The sequence below is a fragment of the Kocuria sp. U4B genome, from assembly GCF_054875615.1.
In genome coordinates this window covers 2,269,568-2,287,223 of the sequence record NZ_CM142180.1, presented here as the reverse complement: position 1 = coordinate 2,287,223, position 17,656 = coordinate 2,269,568, and the positions used below count along the sequence as shown (strand labels likewise).

Genomic DNA, 17,656 nt, shown 5'->3' with positions numbered 1-17,656 from the left:
GTGTGCGGTCCTCTCGGTGGGCGGTGCGGAGCGGAAAGGGACGGAACGGGACGGAACGGGCGGGTCAGGAGCCGAGGATCCACAGCAGGACGGCGTCCTCGTCCCCGGGGTTCTCCCAGGTGTGGGGCTCGGAGCCGGGGAAGGTCACGGTGTCCCCGGCGACCAGGTCGAAGGTCCGGTCGGGGACCTTGAGCCGGAACCGGCCGCTGATCAGGTGCAGCACCTCCGTCTCGCAGTCCATGCTGTACATCGCCTCCTCCCCGCGGCCGCCGGCGGCCACGCGGGCGCGGAGGACCTGGACCTTGCGCTGGGCCGCGGGCGTGACGAGCTGCTCCTCGATGCCCTCGCCGCCGAGGTCGATGTGCGGGGCCTCCTCGAGCCGGACGAGCTCGACGTCGGCGGGCCCGGCGAAGAGGTCCCCCACGTCGATGCGCAGCACCTCGCACATGCGCACCAGCGAGTCCACGGAGGGCGAGGTGATGTCCCGCTCGACCCGGCTGACGAAGCCCTTGGTCAGCCCCGCCGCCGAGGCCAGCTGGTCGATGGTCATGTGGTTGCGCCGGCGGTGGTTGCGCAGCCGCGAGCCCACGGCGGCGGAGCGCCCGGAGCTCTCGATGGGCAGTGCTTTCACGACGACCTTCTTCCCCGCACGGCTTTACCCGCCCGTAACGGCGCGGACCTGTTCCGAAAACATGACCCACATCATACTATGTGGGACAACTTTTGTTTCTCATCGAGCAACTCGACGGGAAACACGGCGAACGACCCAGGGGTCCGCAGGGCCCCGAGGAACGAGTGACCCATGAACGTGCTGATCATCGTGCTCTACCTGGTCGCCATGGTGGCGATCGGCCTCCTGGCCAGCCGACGCGCCCACAACGCAGAGGACTACCGTGTGGCGGGACGCCGGCTCGGCCCCGGCTTCTACACCGGCACCATGGTGGCCGTGGTCCTGGGCGGGGCCTCCACCGTGGGCGGGGTGGGCCTGGGCTACACCTACGGCGTCTCGGGGATGTGGCTGGTCGTGGCGATCGCCGCGGGCCTGGCCGTGCTGAGCCTGCTCTTCGCCTCGCGCATCCAGTCCCTGAAGGTCTTCACCGTCTCCCAGATGCTCCAGCTGCGCTACGGCGAGCACGGCGGGGCCAAGGCGTCGTCGTTCGTGATGCTCGCCTACACGGTGATGCTGTCGGTGACCTCCACCTCCGCCTACGCGTCGATCTTCTCGGTGCTGTTCCCGATCGACCGGACCTGGGCGATCCTGCTCGGCGGGCTGGTCGTCGTGGGCTACTCCGTGCTGGGCGGGATGTGGTCGATCACCCTCACCGACATGATGCAGTTCCTGTTCATGACCGTGGGCATCTTCCTGGTCCTGCTGCCCTTCTCCCTCTCCGCCGCCGGCGGCTGGTCCGGGCTCACGGGCCGCCTCGACGCCACGTACTTCACGTGGAACGGGATGGGCACCCAGGCGATCATCACCCAGTTCGTCGTCTACGGCTTCGGCATCCTGATCGGCCAGGACATCTGGCAGCGCGTGTTCACCGCCCGCTCCCCGCAGGTGGCCCGCTGGGGCGGGCTGTCCGCCGCCGCCTACGTGGCCCTCTACGGGGTCGCCGGGGCCGTGATCGGCATGACCGCCGCGGCCCTGGCCCCGGGCCTGGACTCCGCCGACGACGCCTTCGCCACCATGGCCCAGCAGCACGTGCCGACCGGGCTGGGCGGGGTGGTGCTCGCCGCCGGCGTCGCGGCCATGATGTCCACCGCCTCCGGGGCCCTCATCGCCTCGGCCACCGTGGCCCGCGTCGACGTCGTGCCCACCCTGAGGTCCCTGCTCGGGCGGAGCACCGCCCCGGCCGGCGGAGGCGCGACCGCCGAGGACGAGGCCGCGGAGCTGCGCGCCGACCGGCTCTACATGCTGGTCTTCGGCGTGGTCATCACCGCGATCTCGGTCTTCGTCACCGACACCGTCACCGCCCTCACCATCGCCTACGACATCCTGGTGGGCGGGCTGCTCGTCGCGATCCTCGGGGGTCTCGTGTGGAGGCGGGGCACGGGGCTGGGCGCCGCCCTGTCGATGCTCGTCGGCTCGGTGGTCGTCCTGGCCTCCATGGCGCTCTTCGGCGTGCTGGCCAACGCCCCCATCTACCTGGGCCTGCTGAGCTCCGCGGCCGTCTACGTCGTCGTCTCCCTGCTGAGCCGCCCCACGCACGAGGGCGTGCTGCGGCACTGGAACGAGCGCCTCGCCGGCTCCCGCCCGGCCGGCGCCGACCGCCCGGAGGCCCGCCGGTGACCGGGGCGCCCGGCGCCCGCGGAGCGGACGCGGCCCCGGCGCGCAGGCCCGCTCCGCTGACCCGCGAGGAGGTCGAGCGGGCCGCCGCCGCCCTGGTCGCGGCGTTCGTCCGCACCACCACGGAGACCGGCGGCGTGGCCGAGACCACGGCCGAGCGCGAGACCATCGTCTTCCACCGGACCGCGGACGGATCCGTCAGCGCCGTCCACGAACACCTCTCGCCCGTTCCGCCGACCCCTGAGGCACGCCCATGACGACACCACGCCACACCGCCGACGGGCCCCGGTCCGCCTGGTCCCGGCTCTCGGACCACCTCGACGAGAACTCCGAGGGCTACGGCCCGCTGCGGGGCACGCTGGGGGCAGGCCGGATCGGGATGATCTGGCTCGCGGCGAACCTGGTGGTGACCACGCTCCTGACGGGGACGCTGTTCGTGCCCGGGGTGCCCTGGGCCACGGCCCTGGGCATGATCGTCCTCGGCACGCTGATCGGCGGGGCGGTGCTGGTGCTCGTGGGCAGCATGGGCACGCGCACGGGCCTCGCCACCATGTCCCTGACCAAGGGGTCCTTCGGTCTGCGCGGCTCCTTCCTCCCGGTGGCCGCGAACGTGGTCATCCTCATGGGCTGGAGCTGGGTGCAGGCCATGCTCGCCGGTGTCACCGTGAACTTCCTGGTGGAGCAGGCGACCGGCTTCTCGAGCCCGGTGCTGTTCTCGGTGCTCTGCCAGACGCTGGTGGTGGCGCTGGCCGTGTTCGGCCACGAGGGCATCGCCCGGGTGGAGCCGTGGCTGGCGGTGGTGATCCTGGCGATCATGGCCTGGGTCTTCACGGTGGCGTTCACCTCCTACCCGGTGGCCGACTTCGCCGCGCTGCCCGCGGACCCCGCGGCGGGCTGGTCGGGCATCGCGGTCCTGGACGTGGTCATCGCCACGGCCATCTCCTGGACCGTGCTCTCCGCGGAGTTCAACCGCCTCGCCCGGACGCCGTCCGCGGGCGTGGTCGGCTCCGGCGCGGGCTACGTCCTGTCCACGGTCGCGGCCATGAGCCTCGGGGCCACGGCCGTCGCCTACGTGGTGCTCGACGGCGGGGAGGCGGTCGGCTTCGACCCGACGGTGCTCGTCGCCGCCTTCGGTGCGCCCCTGGCCGTGGTGGTCTTCCTGTCGGTCATGGCCACCAACACCATGGTCGTCTACGGCATGGTGTCCTCCGTGGTGAACCTCACGCCCTCGCGGAGACTGCGGTTCCTGCCCACCGCCCTGGTGCTGGGGGCCGTGTCGATCCTCGGGTCGACCTGGCTGGGCCTGCTGGACCAGTTCACCAGCTTCCTGGTCCTGATCGGCTCGCTGTTCATCCCGGTCTTCGCGATCATGCTGGTGGACTACTACGTGGTCAAGCGCGGCTCCTACGCAGCGGACATCCTGCGCGGGCGCGGTGGCCGGTACTGGTACCGGGGCGGGGTCAACCCCGCCGCCGTCGTGGTGTGGGTGGTCGGCGCGGCCTCCTCCCTCGTGCTCACCTACGTGCTGCCGAGCCCCGTGGGCGCGACCATCCCCACGTTCGTGGTCTCCGCGGCGCTCTACCTGGGCTGGGCCCTCGCGGCCCGCCGGATCGTGGCGGGACGCCCGGTGCAGCGCCACCTCGCCGACGATCCCGGGGCTCCCGGTGCGGCCGGTGCGCCGGCGGAGGCCGCCGATGCGCCTCGTTGACCTGAGCCACCCCGTGGAGGCCGGCATGCAGGTCTTCCCGGGGGACCCGGCCGTGGACTCCCGGCTCGCGGCGTCGTTCCCGCAGGACGGCTTCCAGGTGGCCGAGCTGCACCTGGGCACGCACAGCGGGACGCACGTGGACGCGCCCCTGCACACCGTGGACGGGGGCTCGCCCGTGGACGAGATCGACCTCTCCCGCCTCGTGGGACCGGCGCGCATCGTGCACGTGCCCGCCCTCCGGGAGCACGACCTGATCCGCTGGGAGCACGTCCGCGCGCAGCTGGAGGACCTCCGGGCCGGCACGATCGTGGTGTTCCGCACCGACTGGTCCCGGCACTTCGGCACGCCGCGCTACCTGGCGCACCCGGTGCTCGACGTGGAGATCGCCCGGCGCCTGCTGTCCGCGGGCGTGCGCGTGCTCGGCGTGGACACCCTCAACCCGGATCGCACCCCGGACGCGTCCTCGACCGGTCCGTCCGAGCTGCCGGTGCACGCGGCCGTGCTGGGAGCGGGCGGGGTGATCATCGAGAACCTGACGAACCTCCACGCCGTCACCTGGCGCGACCCGCTGCTGAGCGCCCTTCCGCTGCGGCTGCGCGGCCTGGACGGCTCCCCGGTGCGGGCGGTGGCGATGCAGCTGTGAGCCCTCACCCGCGCCCCGAACGCCCCGACGTCGTCGACGCCCCACCCCGTCCCCGAGGAGGAGACCCCACCATGACCACTGATCCCCGCGCCACCGCCCCGTCCCCCTACCGGTCGGTCGATCCGGCCACCGGTGAGGTGGTGGCGCAGTTCCCCGCCGCCACCGACTCCCAGGTGAGGGAGGCGGTGGCCGCCGCCGACGCCGCCTACCGCTCCTGGCGTGCGGTGCCGATCGCCGAACGGGCGGCGGTCGCCGCCCGCGTGGGCGAACTGTTCGCCGAGCGGGTCGAGGAACTCGCCGCGATCGCCACCGAGGAGATGGGCAAGCCGCTCTCCGAGGCGGTCGGGGAGGTGGAGTTCAGCGCGGAGATCTTCGCCTACTACGCCGCCGAAGGCCCGGCCCTGGCCGCCGACCAGCCCCTGCCCACCCCCGCCGGCGGTCGCGCCGTGCTCCAGCGCCGCCCGGTGGGGGTGCTGCTGGGGATCATGCCCTGGAACTACCCCTACTACCAGGTCGCCCGCTTCGCCGCCCCCAACCTGGTACTGGGCAACACCATCGTGCTCAAGCACGCCGAGTCCTGCCCCCGCACCGCCCTGGCGATCCAGCAGCTCATGGAGGAGGCCGGGGTCCCGGCCGGGGCCTACACCACCCTCTTCGCCTCCCACGCCCAGGTCGCCGACATCATCGCCGACCCGCAGGTGCAGGGGATCTCCCTGACCGGCTCCGAACGCGCCGGGGCGGCCGTGGCCGAGACCGCCGGGCGGCACCTCAAGAAGGTCGTGCTGGAGCTGGGCGGCTCGGATCCCTACATCGTGCTCGACACCGACGACGTGGCGGCTTCGGCCCGGGCGGCGCTGGCCACCCGGATGGGCAACACCGGCCAGGCCTGCAACTCCAACAAGCGCATGATCGTCACCGCCGGGATCTACGAGGAGTTCGTCGCCGAGCTCACCACCCAGGCCGCCGCCCTGGTCCCGGGGGACCCGGCGGTGGACGCCCCGGGGACCTACGCCCCGCTGTCCTCCCGGGCCGCGGCCGAGGGGCTGGCCGCCCAGATCCAGGCCGCGGTGGCCGCCGGGGCGACCCTGCACACCGGCGGGGTGCTGCTGGAGGGGCCCGGGGCGTACCTGGCCCCGGCGGTGCTCACCGGGATCACCCCGGACATGGCCGCCCACCACCAGGAGCTCTTCGGCCCGGTCGCGGTGGTCTACAAGGTGGGCAGCGACGAAGAGGCCCTCGCGCTGGCCAACGACACCCCGTACGGGCTCGGCGGGGCGGTGTTCAGCACCGACCCCGAGCGGGCGCGCAGGCTGGCCGAGCGGCTCGAGTGCGGGATGGCCAACGTCAACGCCGCCGAGGCCGAGGGCGCGGGCATGCCCTTCGGCGGGATCAAGCGCTCCGGCTACGGCCGCGAGCTGGGCCCGCTGGGCATGGACGAGTTCGTCAACAAGCGCCTGCTCTACACCACCGACTAGACACACCCGACCCGCACCGGAACGGACCAGCACCACCACGCCGCCCCTGCACCGCGCCATCGTGCACCCCACCACCCCGAGGGAGATCCGTCCATGACCGCACGCAGGACCACGGCCCGGGCCGTGCTCGAGACGCTGAAGGGCTACGGGATCGACACGGTCTTCGGGATCCCCGGCACCCACTCGCTGGAGTTCTACCGCCCGCTGCGGGAGCTCGGCATCCGCGCGGTCACGACCCGCCACGAGCAGGGGGCCGCGTACGGGGCCGACGGGTGGAGCCAGGTCTCCGGGCTGCCCGGGGTCGTCATCACGACCTCCGGGCCCGGCCTGCTCAACTCGCTGTCCGGGGCGGCCACCGCCTACGCGGAGTCCCGGCCGATGATCGTCCTCTCCCCCGGCCGGCCGGTGGGCCACGACTTCCGGGACATCGGCTCCCTGCACGAGACCAAGAACCCGTCCGCCGCCGTCGGCGCGATCGTGGGCCGCAGCCGGCGGGTGACCAGCGGGGCCGAGGCCGTGACGATGGTCCACGACGCCTTCCGGGACTTCACCCACTCCCGCCCCCGCCCCGTGCACATCGAGATCCCGCTGGACATCCTCGAGGCGGAGTTCGACTACACCGACCGGCAGGTGGCCCCGCGCCGGCTGGGCGCCCCGCAGCCGGCACCGGCAGACGACGTCCGGCGCGCCGCCGAGGTCCTGCGCGCGGCCCGCGCCCCCGTGATCCTGGCCGGCGGCGGCTCGCTGGCCGCCGGGGAGCGGCTGCTCGAGCTCGCCGAGCTGCTCGAGGCCCCGGTCATCACCACGACCAACGGCAAGGGGGCGATCCCGGAGCGCCACCGGCTCTCCCTCGGCGCGGACCTGCGGCTGAGCACCGCCCACGAGTTCCTGCGCTCCGCCGACGCGCTGCTGGTGATCGGCTCCAAGGTGGGCGAGGCGGAGCTGTGGGGCGGGGACATCGTCCCGGCCGGGCCGATCGTGCGCGTGGACATCATGCGGGACCAGATGCTGTGCAACCTCGACCCGGACGTCGAGCTGCCCGGCAACTCCGCGGCCGTGGTGCCGCAGCTCATCGAGGCGCTCGGCCCGCCGGCGCCCCGGGCACCGCGGGACCTGAGCGAGGTCTTCGCCCGGATGGACGACGAGGGCCGCCGGTGGGCCCCCGAGCTCGCGGCCCTCAACGAGGCGATCATGGCCGTGGTGCCCGAGGACACCATCATCGGCGGGGACTCCTCCCAGGTCACCTATCTGGGCTCCACCACGTTCTTCCGCGCGCAGCACCCCCGCTCCCTGCTGTACATGGGCACCTACGCGACGCTGGGCTACGGGCTGCCGGCGTCGATCGGCGCGAAGCTCGCCGCTCCCCACCGGCCCGTGCTGTGCGTCGTGGGCGACGGCGCGCTGATGTTCTCGGTCCAGGAGCTGATGACCGCCGTGGAGCTCGGGCTGCGCCTGCCGGTCGTCTGCGTGGACAACGGGGGCTACGGGGAGATCCGGCAGAACATGGTGGAGCGGGACATCGACCCGCTCGCCGTGGACCTGCGGCAGCCGGACTGGCCGGCGCTCGCGGCGGCGTTCGGCGCCGTCGGGCTGGAGGCCACCCAGGAGACGCTCGCCGCGACGGTCGTCGAGGCGCTGGCGATCGAGGGGCCCAGCCTGATCCATCTCAGGATCTGAGCCCGCCGGCGGACCCCGGGCGGCCGGCGGAGCCGCTCAGCGCGGGACCTGGTGCTCGGGCAGCTCCGCCACGGGGGCGAGCACCACGTCCTCGATCTTCCAGTCCAGGTCCGCGCAGCGCTTCCGCGCCGCCGCGAGCTGCTCGAGCGTCGGCGTCGTCCCCGCGACCGGGACCACGAAGCCCTCCACGTGGAAGACGTGGCCCTCGTCGCGCATGCGCACGCCGGCGTCCCGCACCCACGGCTGCTGGCGCAGCACCGTCTCGACCTGCTGGACGAGCGGGTGCGGTCCCGCGTCGTCGTAGGTGGTGGGCCGGGCGTCGGCCAGTCCCGCCACGGCTCCCTTCAGGTTGGCCACCCCGTCCCTGAGGATCGACGTGGAGACGAGCAGCGCCGCCGCGGCGTCGGCCCACCACAGGCCCGCCCCGATGCCGAGGACGCCGGCGACCGTGGCCAGCCCGGTCATCCAGTCGGCCTTGTTCATGTCCGCGTCGGCGTAGAGCACCTTGTCGTGCAGCTCCTCGGCGAGCCTCATCTTCATCCGGCCCAGGACCACCGGCGGGATGCTGGTGAGGCCCATGGCGGCCACCATGAGCCACCCCGACCACACGGGCACCCCGAACAGGGTGGTGACGCCGATCGGCGGCCGCTCCCCGGTGATCAGCCCGGAACCGGAGTCGACCACCAGGAAGGTGCCCATCGCCAGCAGGGCGACCGCGGCGACGAGGTGGCCCACCCCCACCGACCGGTGGTAGCCGTAGGGGTGGCTCGGGGTGGGGCGCCGTCCGGCGATCCGGGCGGCCACGAGGAAGGCGACGGGCGGCAGGAGGGACAGCGAGTCCTCGATCCAGGCGACCTTCATGGCCTGGGACTGCCCGGCGACGAGCGCCACGACGGTCACGGTCACCAGGAGGGTGCCGATGGTGATCCTCTCCAGGCGGACCGCGCGGCCCAGGGTGCGGGCCTGGCCGTCGCTGAGCTCGGTGGACCCGAACCGCGCCTGCGCCCCGGACCGGGTCACGACCACTCCTCCCGCTCCACGAGGAACGTCTCCAGCTCGGTGAGGAAGCCGTTCTCCCCGAGCCGGGTGGCCAGCACCATCTTCTCGGTGCGCCCGTCCGGGGTCGCGATCTCGGCGTACGGGCGGGTGAGGGCGGCGTGCTTCTCCCACGGGGCCGTCTCGGTGAGGCCTGCGGCGACGACGTCGAGCTCGCCGCTCTCCAGCGAGCGGATCAGGTGGCTCTCGCTGCCGGGGACCCACACGACCTCCGCGTCGAGGCGCCGGGCGAAGTCCTCGACGAGGTCCACCTCGATGCCGGAGGGCCGGCCGCTGTCGGGGACCTCCGTCCACGGGGGGCTCTCGACCACCCCGGCCCGCAGCTCACCGCCGCGGACGCGCTCGAGGGTGCCCTCGGGGTCCCGGGGGAACCCGGAGCCGCACCCGGCCAGCAGGACCACGGCGAGCGCGCCGGCCGCCCAGCGGCCGCCTCGGAGTCCCATGGTCGTCTCCTCCCGGCCGGGCCCGGCAGTCGGCGCCGGGACGTTGCTGGAGCGGTTGCGCTCCACGACCACTCTACGGAGGTCCGCGGCGGAGCAGCTCCGCCTCGTGCAGCCCCAGGTAGTCCCATCCGCGGCGGGCGGGGGCCGTGACCACGGGCAGCAGCGCCAGGGGTGCCGTCGCGACGAGCCAGGGGGCCGCCGCGGGGGCCAGGGCCGAGAGGGCCCACACCACGACGACCAGGGCGGGCAGGACGAGCACGAGCGCCTCGAGCTCCTCCGCGGCCCCCACCGCGCACACCCGGCGCCACGCGGGGTCCTCGGGCAGGCGCCCCTCCGCCAGGGCCTGCCGGATCCGGCGCGTGACGGCGGGACGGTCCCGGGCGGAGGCCAGGGACGGCCGCCGCCGCCGCAGCGGGACGGAGACCACGAGGACGAGCACGAGGAACAGGCTCACCGTGCTCAGGGCGAAGCCCCTGATGCCGAACGTCACCTCGGCCGTCCAGTAGACGAGCGTGAAGCCGGTCGCCGTGGCCGCCCCCGTGCCCACCGCGTCGCGCAGGATGCGGTGCCGCCCCGGGAGGGGGCGCTCGCCGTGGGCGGGCAGGGGCGGCTCCGTCGCGACGGTCATGGCACCTCCTCGAGCCGCCGGCGCGGGCGTGCTGATGTGAGTCGTACCACACCGGGACTGTGGGAGGAAGGGGCCGCCGACGGCGGCCCGGGGGACCGCGCGCGGCGGGCCGGTGCCCCCGGCCGGGCGGGTCCGCCACGTCCCGGAAACACGGGAAGAACCTGCTCGTAACATGACCGCCATACGGTGACGGGGACCACCCAGCGCCTGCCCGCCGTCCCCGAGGAGAACCGTGCACCTGACACCCCGCGAACAGGAGAAGCTGCTCGTCGTCGTCGCCGGCGACCTCGCGCGCCGCCGCCGGGAGCGGGGGCTGAAGCTCAACCACCCGGAGGCCGTCGCCCTGATCACCGCCGAGCTGCTGGAGGGCGCCCGGGACGGGCGGACCGTCGCCGAGCTCATGTCCTGGGGCTCCACGGTCCTCGCCCGCGAGGACGTCATGGAGGGCGTGCCCGAGATGATCCACTCCGTCCAGGTCGAGGCGACGTTCCCGGACGGGACGAAGCTCGTCACCGTCCACGACCCCATCCGCTGACCCGACGGCAACCCGACAGGAAGGAGCAGCCGTGATCCCCGGAGAACACGTCCTGCGGCCCGAGCCCGTGGTGATCAACGCCGGCCGGCCCACGGTCGCGCTCGACGTCGTCAACCGCGGCGACCGGCCCGTGCAGGTCGGGTCCCACTTCCACTTCGCCGAGGCCAACGCGGGCCTGGAGTTCGACCGGGACGCCGCCCGCGGCTTCCGCCTCGACATCCCTGCGGGCACGGCCGTGCGCTTCGAGCCCGGGGACCGCAAGCGGGTCCAGCTCGTCGCCCTCGCCGGGCGCCGCGAGGTGCACGGGCTGGCCAACCGGGTGAACGGCCCCCTGGACGACCCCGACCGCACCCCGGAGGAGCCGGCATGAGCCACGAGATGTCCCGCGCCCAGTACACGAGCCTCTACGGCCCCACCACGGGGGACCTGGTGCGCCTGGCCGACACCGAGCTGTTCCTCGAGGTCGAGCACGACCTCACGGTCCCCGGGGAGGAGGTCGTCTTCGGCGGCGGCAAGGTGGTCCGGGACGGCATGGGCCACAACGGCCGGCTGACCCGGGACGACGGCGTGGTGGACACCGTGATCACCAACGTGGTGGTCCTCGACGCCACCGGGATCTACAAGGCGGACGTCGGGCTGCGCGACGGGCGGATCAGCGGGATCGGCAAGGCCGGCAACCCCGACATCATGGACGGCGTCACGATCCTGATCGGGGCCTCCACCGAGGTGATCGCGGGCGAGGGCCGGATCCTCACCGCCGGCGGCGTCGACTCCCACATCCACTTCATCGGCGCCGACCAGATCGGCACGGCCCTGTCCTCGGGGATCACCACGATGATCGGCGGCGGCACGGGCCCGGCCGAGGGCTCCAACGCCACCACGATCACCCCGGGGGCGTGGCACCTCGCCCGGATGTTCCAGGCCCTGGACGGCTACCCCATGAACTTCGGGCTGCTCGGCAAGGGCCACGCGTCCGCGCCCGAGCCGCTCGCGGAGCAGATCCGGGCGGGGGCCGTGGGCCTGAAGATCCACGAGGACTGGGGCGCCACGACGTCGGCCATCGACACCGCCCTGGCCGTCGCCGACGAGCACGACGTGCAGGTCGCCATCCACACCGACACCCTCAACGAGTGCGGCTTCCTCGAGGACACGGTGGCCGCCATCGCCGGGCGCGTGATCCACACCTTCCACACCGAGGGCGCCGGCGGCGGGCACGCCCCGGACATCATCCGCATCGCCTCCCTCCCCCACGTCCTGCCCTCCTCGACGAATCCCACGCTGCCGTTCACGCGCAACACGGCCGAGGAGCACCTGGACATGCTCATGGTCTGCCACCACCTCAACCCGGACATCCCGGAGGACGTGGCCTTCGCCGACTCCCGGATCCGGCCCGAGACGATCGCCGCCGAGGACGTCCTGCACGACCTCGGGGTCTTCTCGATGACCTCCTCCGACTCCCAGGCCATGGGCCGCGTGGGCGAGGTCGTGCTGCGCACCTGGCAGCTCGCCGACCAGATGAAGCGGCGCACCGGCCCCCTGCCGGAGGAGACGGGCCGCGGGGACAACGCCCGGCTCAGGCGCTACGTGGCGAAGTACACGATCAACCCCGCGCTCGCGCACGGGATCGCCGACGTCGTGGGCTCCGTGGAGACGGGCAAGTTCGCGGACCTGGTGCTGTGGGACCCGGTGTTCTTCGGGGTCAAGCCGCACGCGGTGCTCAAGGGCGGGCAGATCGTCCACTCGCTCATGGGCGACCCCAACGCCTCGATCCCCACCCCGCAGCCGCAGCTGATGCGCGACGCGTTCGGCGCCAAGGGCACCGCCCCGCACGCCAACTCGATCACCTTCATGTCCCGCGCCGCCGTCGAGGCGGGCGTGGGCGAGCGGCTGGGCCTGCGCAAGCGGGTGCTGCCCGTGGGCGGGATCCGCACCCTGTCCAAGAAGGACATGCGGCACAACGACGCGACGCCGCGGATCGACGTGGACCCGCAGACCTACGAGGTGCGGGTCGACGGCGAGCTCGCCACGTGCGAGCCGGCCGCGGAGCTCGCGATGGCCCAGCGCTACTTCCTGTTCTGAGACCCCAGTTGTGACACCCCCAGTTGCGAGACCCGTGGAGGAAGACCCCGTGATCGTCGAAGCCGTCCTCGGCAACCTGGCCGAGCTCACCGAGCAGGAGCGCGCCGGCCTGCACCTGGAGCGGATCGCCCTGTCCGGCGCCGAGCTGCGCAAGCGGGTGCAGCGGGTCGTCACCGACCACGGCACCGAGGTGGGGATCCGCCTCGCGCAGCGGCACGAGCTGCGGGACGGGGACATCCTGCACCGGGAGGGCCGCAACGCCGTCGTCGTCTCGACCCTGCCCACCGACGTCCTCGTCGTCGCGCCGGCCACGATCGAGCAGATGGGCTTCGTCGCCCACTCCCTGGGCAACCGGCACCTGCCCGCCCAGTTCCTCGCCCCCGGCACGGAGGTCGAGGGCCTGCCGGGCCACGACGGGCTCATGGTCGTCCAGTACGACCACACGGCCGAGGCCTTCCTGCGGGAGACCGGCGTGCGCTTCGCGCGCGTCGAGCGGCAGATGGAGGTCCCGTTCCGCCATGCCGAGCACACCCACTGAGCCGCGCGGGGCGGCGATGCTCGCCGTCCTGCAGCTGTGCGACTCGGCCCTGCCCACCGGCGCGTTCGCCCACTCCCTCGGGCTGGAGACCTACGTCGACGACGGCACGGTGGACGACGAGGCGAGCTTCCTCGCCTGGGTCCGCCACAGCCTGCACCACCAGACGGTGCCCGCCGAGGGCTGGGCCGTGCGCGCGGTCGCCACCGCGGCCGCCGCCGACGACGTGTGGCGCGTCGACGACCTGCTGCACGCGCAGGCGCTGCCCGTCCAGGTCCGGGACGCCGCCTCGGCCATGGGCCGGCGGATGGCGGAGATCGGGGCGGAGAACTTCCCCTCCCCCCGGCTGCTGGCCTACGCGGACCGCCTGCGGGCGGGCACGAGCCGCGGCAGCCCCGCGGTGGCCTTCGCGCTCGCCGGCGCGGGCCTCGGCGTGGGCTGGGAGCCGCTGGCCGGCGCGTACCTGTTCTCCACCGCCACGTCCCTGACCCAGAACGCCGTGCGCGGCATCCCGCTGGGGCAGAGCGCCGGCCAGCGCGTGCTGCGCGCCCTGCACGACGACGTCGCCCGCGGCGTCGAGCGGATCGCCCGCATGGGCCTCGACGAGTTCGGGGCGACCAGCCCCGGGCTGGAGATCGCGCAGATGCGCCACGCCTGGCAGCGGGCGCGCATGTTCATGTCCTGACCGCCCACCGTCCCGACCGCCCACCGTCCCGACGGCCCCGCCGTCCGACCCCGAGGAGTTCCCACCATGACCAGCACCGGTCCCGTCCGCATCGGCATCGGAGGCCCCGTGGGCGCCGGCAAGACCCAGCTCGTGGAGCGGGTGACCCGGGCGCTGATCGACGAGGTGTCGATGGCCGCGATCACCAACGACATCTACACGATCGAGGACGCCAAGATCCTGGCCCGCAACGGCGTGCTGCCGCTGGACCGGATCGTCGGCATCGAGACCGGCGGCTGCCCGCACACCGCGATCCGCGAGGACACCTCGATGAACGAGGCGGCCATCGCGACCCTGTGCGCGGCCCACCCCGACCTGCAGATCGTCTTCGTCGAGTCTGGCGGGGACAACCTCTCCGCCACGTTCAGCCCCGAGCTCGTCGACTTCTCGATCTACGTCATCGACGTGGCCCAGGGCGAGAAGATCCCCCGCAAGGCCGGCCAGGGGATGATCCGCTCGGACCTGTTCGTGATCAACAAGATCGACCTCGCCCCGCACGTCGGCGCGGACCTCGACGTCATGGCCGCCGACTCCCGCGTCTTCCGCAAGGACAGGCCGTTCTGCTTCACCAACCTCAAGACCGACGAGGGCCTCGACGCGGTCCTCGACTGGATCCGTCACGACGTCCTCATGCTGGACATGCAGCCGTGACCCCCGCCGCGGCCCCCACCGGCCGGCTCGAGCTGGCCCTGGCGCCGCGCGGGGAGCGGACCGTGGCCGTGCACCAGTACCACTGCGGGGCGCTGCGCGTGCTGCGGCCGCACCACCTGGACGACTCCGGGCAGCCGTGCTTCGTCGTCGTCAACCCGGGCGGCGGCTACCTCGGCGGGGACCGCTACGAGCTCGACGTCACGGTCGCCGCCGGGGGGACCGCCCTGGTCACCACCCAGTCCGCGACCAAGGTCTACCGCACCCCCGCCGCGCCGGCCCGGCAGGAGGTCCGCCTGGTGCTCGGGCCCGGCGCGGTCCTCGAGTACCTCCCGGACCAGCTGATCGCCTACGAGGACGCCGACTACGTCCAGTCCACCACCGTGTCGATGGACCCCACGGCGTGCCTGGTCGCCGGCGAGGTGGTCACCCCCGGCTGGGCGCCGGACGGGACCGCGTTCCGGTACCGCAGCGTGGCGCTGCGCACGGAGGTGGAGATGGCGGGGCGGACGGTGGTGCTCGACAACCTGCGGCTGCGCCCCGCGGAGGACGCCGTCGCGGGTCTCGGCTTCCTGGAGGGCCGCAGCCACCTCGGGTCCCTGCTGGCCGTGGACCCCCGGGTGGACCGGGCGCTCGTGGACCGGGTGCAGCAGCTGCTGGCCGCCGCGGAGGACCGGGTGCCCGGCCTGCGCTGCGGGGTCTCGGAGCTGCCCGTGCCGGGGCTCGTGGTCCGGGCCCTGGGTCCCGGCTCCGACGAGCTGACCGCGCTGCTGCTGGACGTCACCGCGCTGCTGCGCGCGCAGTGGAGCGGCCGGGGACGGCCCGCGCTGCGCAAGTACTGACCCCGGAGCGGGGAGGGCGGATCCGGGCACCCCACGAGGGAGGGCGTCCGGACCCGCCGCCCGGGGCGGCGACCCCGGGCACCTCTACCTTACCGAGCAGTAGACAATTCGTCGACGCCGGGCGGAGCCCCGTTCCGGCTCCGTCTGCCGCCTCTAGTGGGGACACGCCCGCGGTTCCCCTCCGTGTGTGCACCTGCACATGATGGATCGGGGCGGGGACGGCCCCGGTCCGCGGATCGTCCAGCAGTGCCGCAGGGGGTGCGGCCGGCGACCGCGCAGCGAGGGGGAGAGCGACGTGACGGGTTCCGTGGTCCTCGACGCCGATCAGCTGGTCAGGGCCTACGGGCAGGGCGCCGACCGCTTCAAGGCCCTCCGGGGCGTGAGCGTGCGGATCGAGCGGGGCGAGTCCGTCGCGATCGTCGGGAAGTCCGGCTCCGGGAAGTCCACGCTGATGCACCTGCTCGCGCTCCTGGACGCCCCGACCGCCGGCACGGTGGCCCTGGAGGGCCGCCCGGCGGGGTGCCTGTCCGCCCGGGAGGTGAACCGGCTGCGCAACGCCACGTTCGGCTTCGTCTTCCAGCAGTTCTTCCTCACCCCGCACCAGACGGTCATCGAGAACGTGGTGCTGCCGCTGAAGATCGCCGGCGTGGGCGGTGCCGAGCGCCGGCGCCGGGGCCTGGAGGTCCTGGAGCGGCTCGAGCTCGCGGACAAGGCCACCAGCCGGGCGGCCGACCTCTCCGGCGGGCAGAAGCAGCGCGCGGCGATCGCGCGCGCCCTGGTCAACGACCCGCTCGTGATCTTCGCCGACGAGCCCACCGGCAACCTCGACTCGGCGACCGGCGCGGTCGTCGAGGACATCCTCCTCGGCCTGCACCAGGAGCGGGGCATCACCCTGGTCGTCGTCACGCACGACGAGGACCTCGCGGCCCGCTGCGGCCGCCGGGTGCACCTGCGCGACGGGCTCGTCGTGGGCCCCGCGCCGCGCGCCACCGGGCGCGCCCCGCGCGCCGGGGAGCTGGTGCGGGCGCAGGACGCCGGCGTCCGGACCGCGGGAGTCGTGCTGTGACGGGGGCGGAACTGCTCCGGAGCGCCGTGGGCAACACGTGGCGCGCCCGGGCCCGGGCCGTGCTCACGGTGCTGGCCGTGTTCATCGGCGCGTTCGCGCTCACCCTGACCTCCGGGATGGGCACCGGGGTGAACCGGTACATCGACGACACCGTGGCCGCCTTCGGCGACGCCGAGTCGCTCTACGTCCAGCGCTCCCACCCGCTGGTCGAGATGTCCGCCGGCTCCCGGCCCCGGGTCTACGACCCGGACACCACCCGCGTCCAGACCGGCTTCGGGATGTCCTTCGAGGGACTCTCCCCCGAGGACGTCGAGCTCATCGAGGCGATGGACGGCGTGGCGTCGGTGGAGCCGATGTACTCGGTCACCCCGACCTATCTGGAGTCCGCCGGCGGCGACCGGTTCCAGCTCTCCCTCGGCATCCCCGTCGACGCCGAGGGACTCCAGATGGTGGCCGGGCGCATCCCGGCGACCGGCGAGGACGAGATCGCCGTGCCCGACAGCTGGGTCCAGGACCTGGGCTTCCCCTCGGCCGGGGCCGCCGTCGGCGCGACGGTGCAGGTCGTCATGACCAACATGGCCGAGCAGGTCCGGTCCTTCCCCGCCACGGTCTCCGGGGTCACCCGCTCCAGCCTCGCCGGCACGACCCTCTACCCCATCCCCTCCACGTCCTTCAACGAGCGCCTCCACGACTTCCAGGTCGGCGGAGGCCCGCACCCGGTGCCGGAGAGCTATCTGATGGCCACGGTCACCGTGGAGGAGCTGTCCCGCGCCGCGGAGGTCCAGGCGCGGCTGGAGGAGGAGGGCATGGTGGGCTCGACCGTGGAGGACAAGCTGGGCATGTTCCGGGCCGTGATCAACGGCATCGTGTGGATCCTCAACACCTCCGCGGTCGTCGCGCTGCTCGCGGCCGGGCTGGGGATCGTCAACACCCTGCTGATGTCCGTGCAGGAGCGCACGCGCGAGATCGGGCTGATGAAGGCCATGGGCATGGGCGGCGGCAGGGTGTTCGGCCTGTTCTCGCTGGAGGCCGTGTTCATCGGCTTCCTCGGGGCCACCCTCGGTGCGGTCGCGGGCGTCACCGTGGGCTCCTTCGCCAGCCGGGCCCTCGCCGGGGGCCTGCTCGCCGGGCTGCCGGGGCTGTCCCTGTTCGCCTTCGAGGCGGGGAAGGTCCTGCTGATCGTCCTGTCCGTCATGGTGATCGCGTTCCTGGCCGGCACGATGCCCGCCGTCCGGGCGGCCCGGAAGGACCCCATCACCGCACTGAGGCACGAGTGAGCACGACCGCCGGCACCGGACCGCCGCAGGAGATCC

The 17,656-nt window shown here is 73.5% G+C and carries 19 protein-coding genes; 15 read left to right on the top strand and 4 right to left on the bottom strand.

What is annotated here, in order from left to right:
- Positions 1-64: 64 nt before the first annotated feature.
- Positions 65-631: a helix-turn-helix domain-containing protein gene (locus ACYSMR_RS10855; protein ID WP_251332129.1), complete on the bottom strand. Its 567-nt coding sequence runs from the start codon at positions 629-631 to the stop codon at positions 65-67.
- Between the two features lie 171 nt (positions 632-802).
- On the opposite strand from ACYSMR_RS10855, the gene ACYSMR_RS10850 reads away from it, so the two are divergent.
- The 6 genes from ACYSMR_RS10850 (at position 803) to ACYSMR_RS10825 (ending at position 7,787) form a co-directional block, all read left to right on the top strand.
- Positions 803-2,287: a sodium:solute symporter family protein gene (locus tag ACYSMR_RS10850; protein WP_309124879.1), complete on the top strand. Its 1,485-nt coding sequence runs from the start codon at positions 803-805 to the stop codon at positions 2,285-2,287.
- Positions 2,284-2,541, top strand: coding sequence for a Cif family virulence factor (locus ACYSMR_RS10845; RefSeq protein WP_251332131.1), 258 nt, complete (start codon positions 2,284-2,286; stop codon positions 2,539-2,541). The genes ACYSMR_RS10850 and ACYSMR_RS10845 overlap by 4 nt, the downstream gene beginning before the upstream one ends.
- Positions 2,538-3,992 carry a purine-cytosine permease family protein gene (locus ACYSMR_RS10840; RefSeq protein ID WP_461745199.1) on the top strand — a complete coding sequence of 485 codons (1,455 nt, stop codon included), beginning with the start codon at positions 2,538-2,540 and terminating at the stop codon, positions 3,990-3,992. Before ACYSMR_RS10845 ends, ACYSMR_RS10840 begins: the two co-directional genes overlap by 4 nt.
- Positions 3,979-4,635, top strand: coding sequence for a cyclase family protein (locus ACYSMR_RS10835; RefSeq protein WP_251332133.1), 657 nt, complete (start codon positions 3,979-3,981; stop codon positions 4,633-4,635). Before ACYSMR_RS10840 ends, ACYSMR_RS10835 begins: the two co-directional genes overlap by 14 nt.
- Before the next feature lie 71 nt (positions 4,636-4,706).
- The gene (locus tag ACYSMR_RS10830; RefSeq protein ID WP_461745196.1) at positions 4,707-6,110 is read left to right on the top strand and encodes an NAD-dependent succinate-semialdehyde dehydrogenase; all 1,404 of its coding nucleotides are present in this window, start codon (positions 4,707-4,709) and stop codon (positions 6,108-6,110) included.
- 93 nt (positions 6,111-6,203) lie between these two features.
- Entirely contained in the window at positions 6,204-7,787 is a 1,584-nt protein-coding gene (locus ACYSMR_RS10825; RefSeq protein WP_251332135.1) for a thiamine pyrophosphate-binding protein, read from the top strand.
- 36 nt (positions 7,788-7,823) lie between these two features.
- Here ACYSMR_RS10825 and ACYSMR_RS10820 read toward each other — a convergent pair whose 3' ends face one another.
- From ACYSMR_RS10820 to ACYSMR_RS10810, 3 genes are all read right to left on the bottom strand, one after another.
- On the bottom strand, positions 7,824-8,813 hold the full coding sequence (locus ACYSMR_RS10820; RefSeq protein ID WP_461745193.1) for a cation transporter: 990 nt from the start codon (positions 8,811-8,813) through the stop codon (positions 7,824-7,826).
- Positions 8,804-9,286: a transporter substrate-binding domain-containing protein gene (locus ACYSMR_RS10815; RefSeq protein WP_461745191.1), complete on the bottom strand. Its 483-nt coding sequence runs from the start codon at positions 9,284-9,286 to the stop codon at positions 8,804-8,806. Before ACYSMR_RS10815 ends, ACYSMR_RS10820 begins: the two co-directional genes overlap by 10 nt.
- Positions 9,287-9,359: 73 nt before the next feature.
- Complete coding sequence (locus tag ACYSMR_RS10810; RefSeq protein ID WP_461745189.1) at positions 9,360-9,914, bottom strand: hypothetical protein; 555 nt, start codon at positions 9,912-9,914, stop codon at positions 9,360-9,362.
- A gap of 232 nt (positions 9,915-10,146) precedes the next feature.
- Between ACYSMR_RS10810 and ACYSMR_RS10805 the strand changes: the two genes are divergently transcribed.
- From ACYSMR_RS10805 to ACYSMR_RS10765, 9 genes are all read left to right on the top strand, one after another.
- Positions 10,147-10,449, top strand: coding sequence for an urease subunit gamma (locus ACYSMR_RS10805; RefSeq protein WP_251332139.1), 303 nt, complete (start codon positions 10,147-10,149; stop codon positions 10,447-10,449).
- Between the two features lie 31 nt (positions 10,450-10,480).
- The gene (locus ACYSMR_RS10800) at positions 10,481-10,819 is read left to right on the top strand and encodes an urease subunit beta (protein WP_251332140.1); all 339 of its coding nucleotides are present in this window, start codon (positions 10,481-10,483) and stop codon (positions 10,817-10,819) included.
- Entirely contained in the window at positions 10,816-12,528 is a 1,713-nt protein-coding gene (gene ureC / locus ACYSMR_RS10795) for an urease subunit alpha (protein WP_251332141.1), read from the top strand. The genes ACYSMR_RS10800 and ureC overlap by 4 nt, the downstream gene beginning before the upstream one ends.
- A gap of 49 nt (positions 12,529-12,577) precedes the next feature.
- Positions 12,578-13,066 carry an urease accessory protein UreE gene (gene ureE / locus ACYSMR_RS10790; RefSeq protein ID WP_251332142.1) on the top strand — a complete coding sequence of 163 codons (489 nt, stop codon included), beginning with the start codon at positions 12,578-12,580 and terminating at the stop codon, positions 13,064-13,066.
- A complete protein-coding gene (locus ACYSMR_RS10785) occupies positions 13,047-13,748 on the top strand; it encodes an urease accessory protein UreF (protein ID WP_309124873.1) in 702 nt (233 codons plus the stop codon). The genes ureE and ACYSMR_RS10785 overlap by 20 nt, the downstream gene beginning before the upstream one ends.
- A gap of 66 nt (positions 13,749-13,814) precedes the next feature.
- Positions 13,815-14,438 (top strand): urease accessory protein UreG, encoded by a 624-nt coding sequence (gene ureG / locus ACYSMR_RS10780; RefSeq protein WP_309124872.1) that lies wholly within the window; start codon positions 13,815-13,817, stop codon positions 14,436-14,438.
- On the top strand, positions 14,435-15,277 hold the full coding sequence (locus ACYSMR_RS10775; RefSeq protein ID WP_251332145.1) for an urease accessory protein UreD: 843 nt from the start codon (positions 14,435-14,437) through the stop codon (positions 15,275-15,277). The genes ureG and ACYSMR_RS10775 overlap by 4 nt, the downstream gene beginning before the upstream one ends.
- A gap of 295 nt (positions 15,278-15,572) precedes the next feature.
- The gene (locus tag ACYSMR_RS10770) at positions 15,573-16,343 is read left to right on the top strand and encodes an ABC transporter ATP-binding protein (protein WP_461745184.1); all 771 of its coding nucleotides are present in this window, start codon (positions 15,573-15,575) and stop codon (positions 16,341-16,343) included.
- A complete protein-coding gene (locus ACYSMR_RS10765) occupies positions 16,340-17,620 on the top strand; it encodes an ABC transporter permease (RefSeq protein WP_309124869.1) in 1,281 nt (426 codons plus the stop codon). Before ACYSMR_RS10770 ends, ACYSMR_RS10765 begins: the two co-directional genes overlap by 4 nt.
- Positions 17,621-17,656 lie beyond the last annotated feature (36 nt).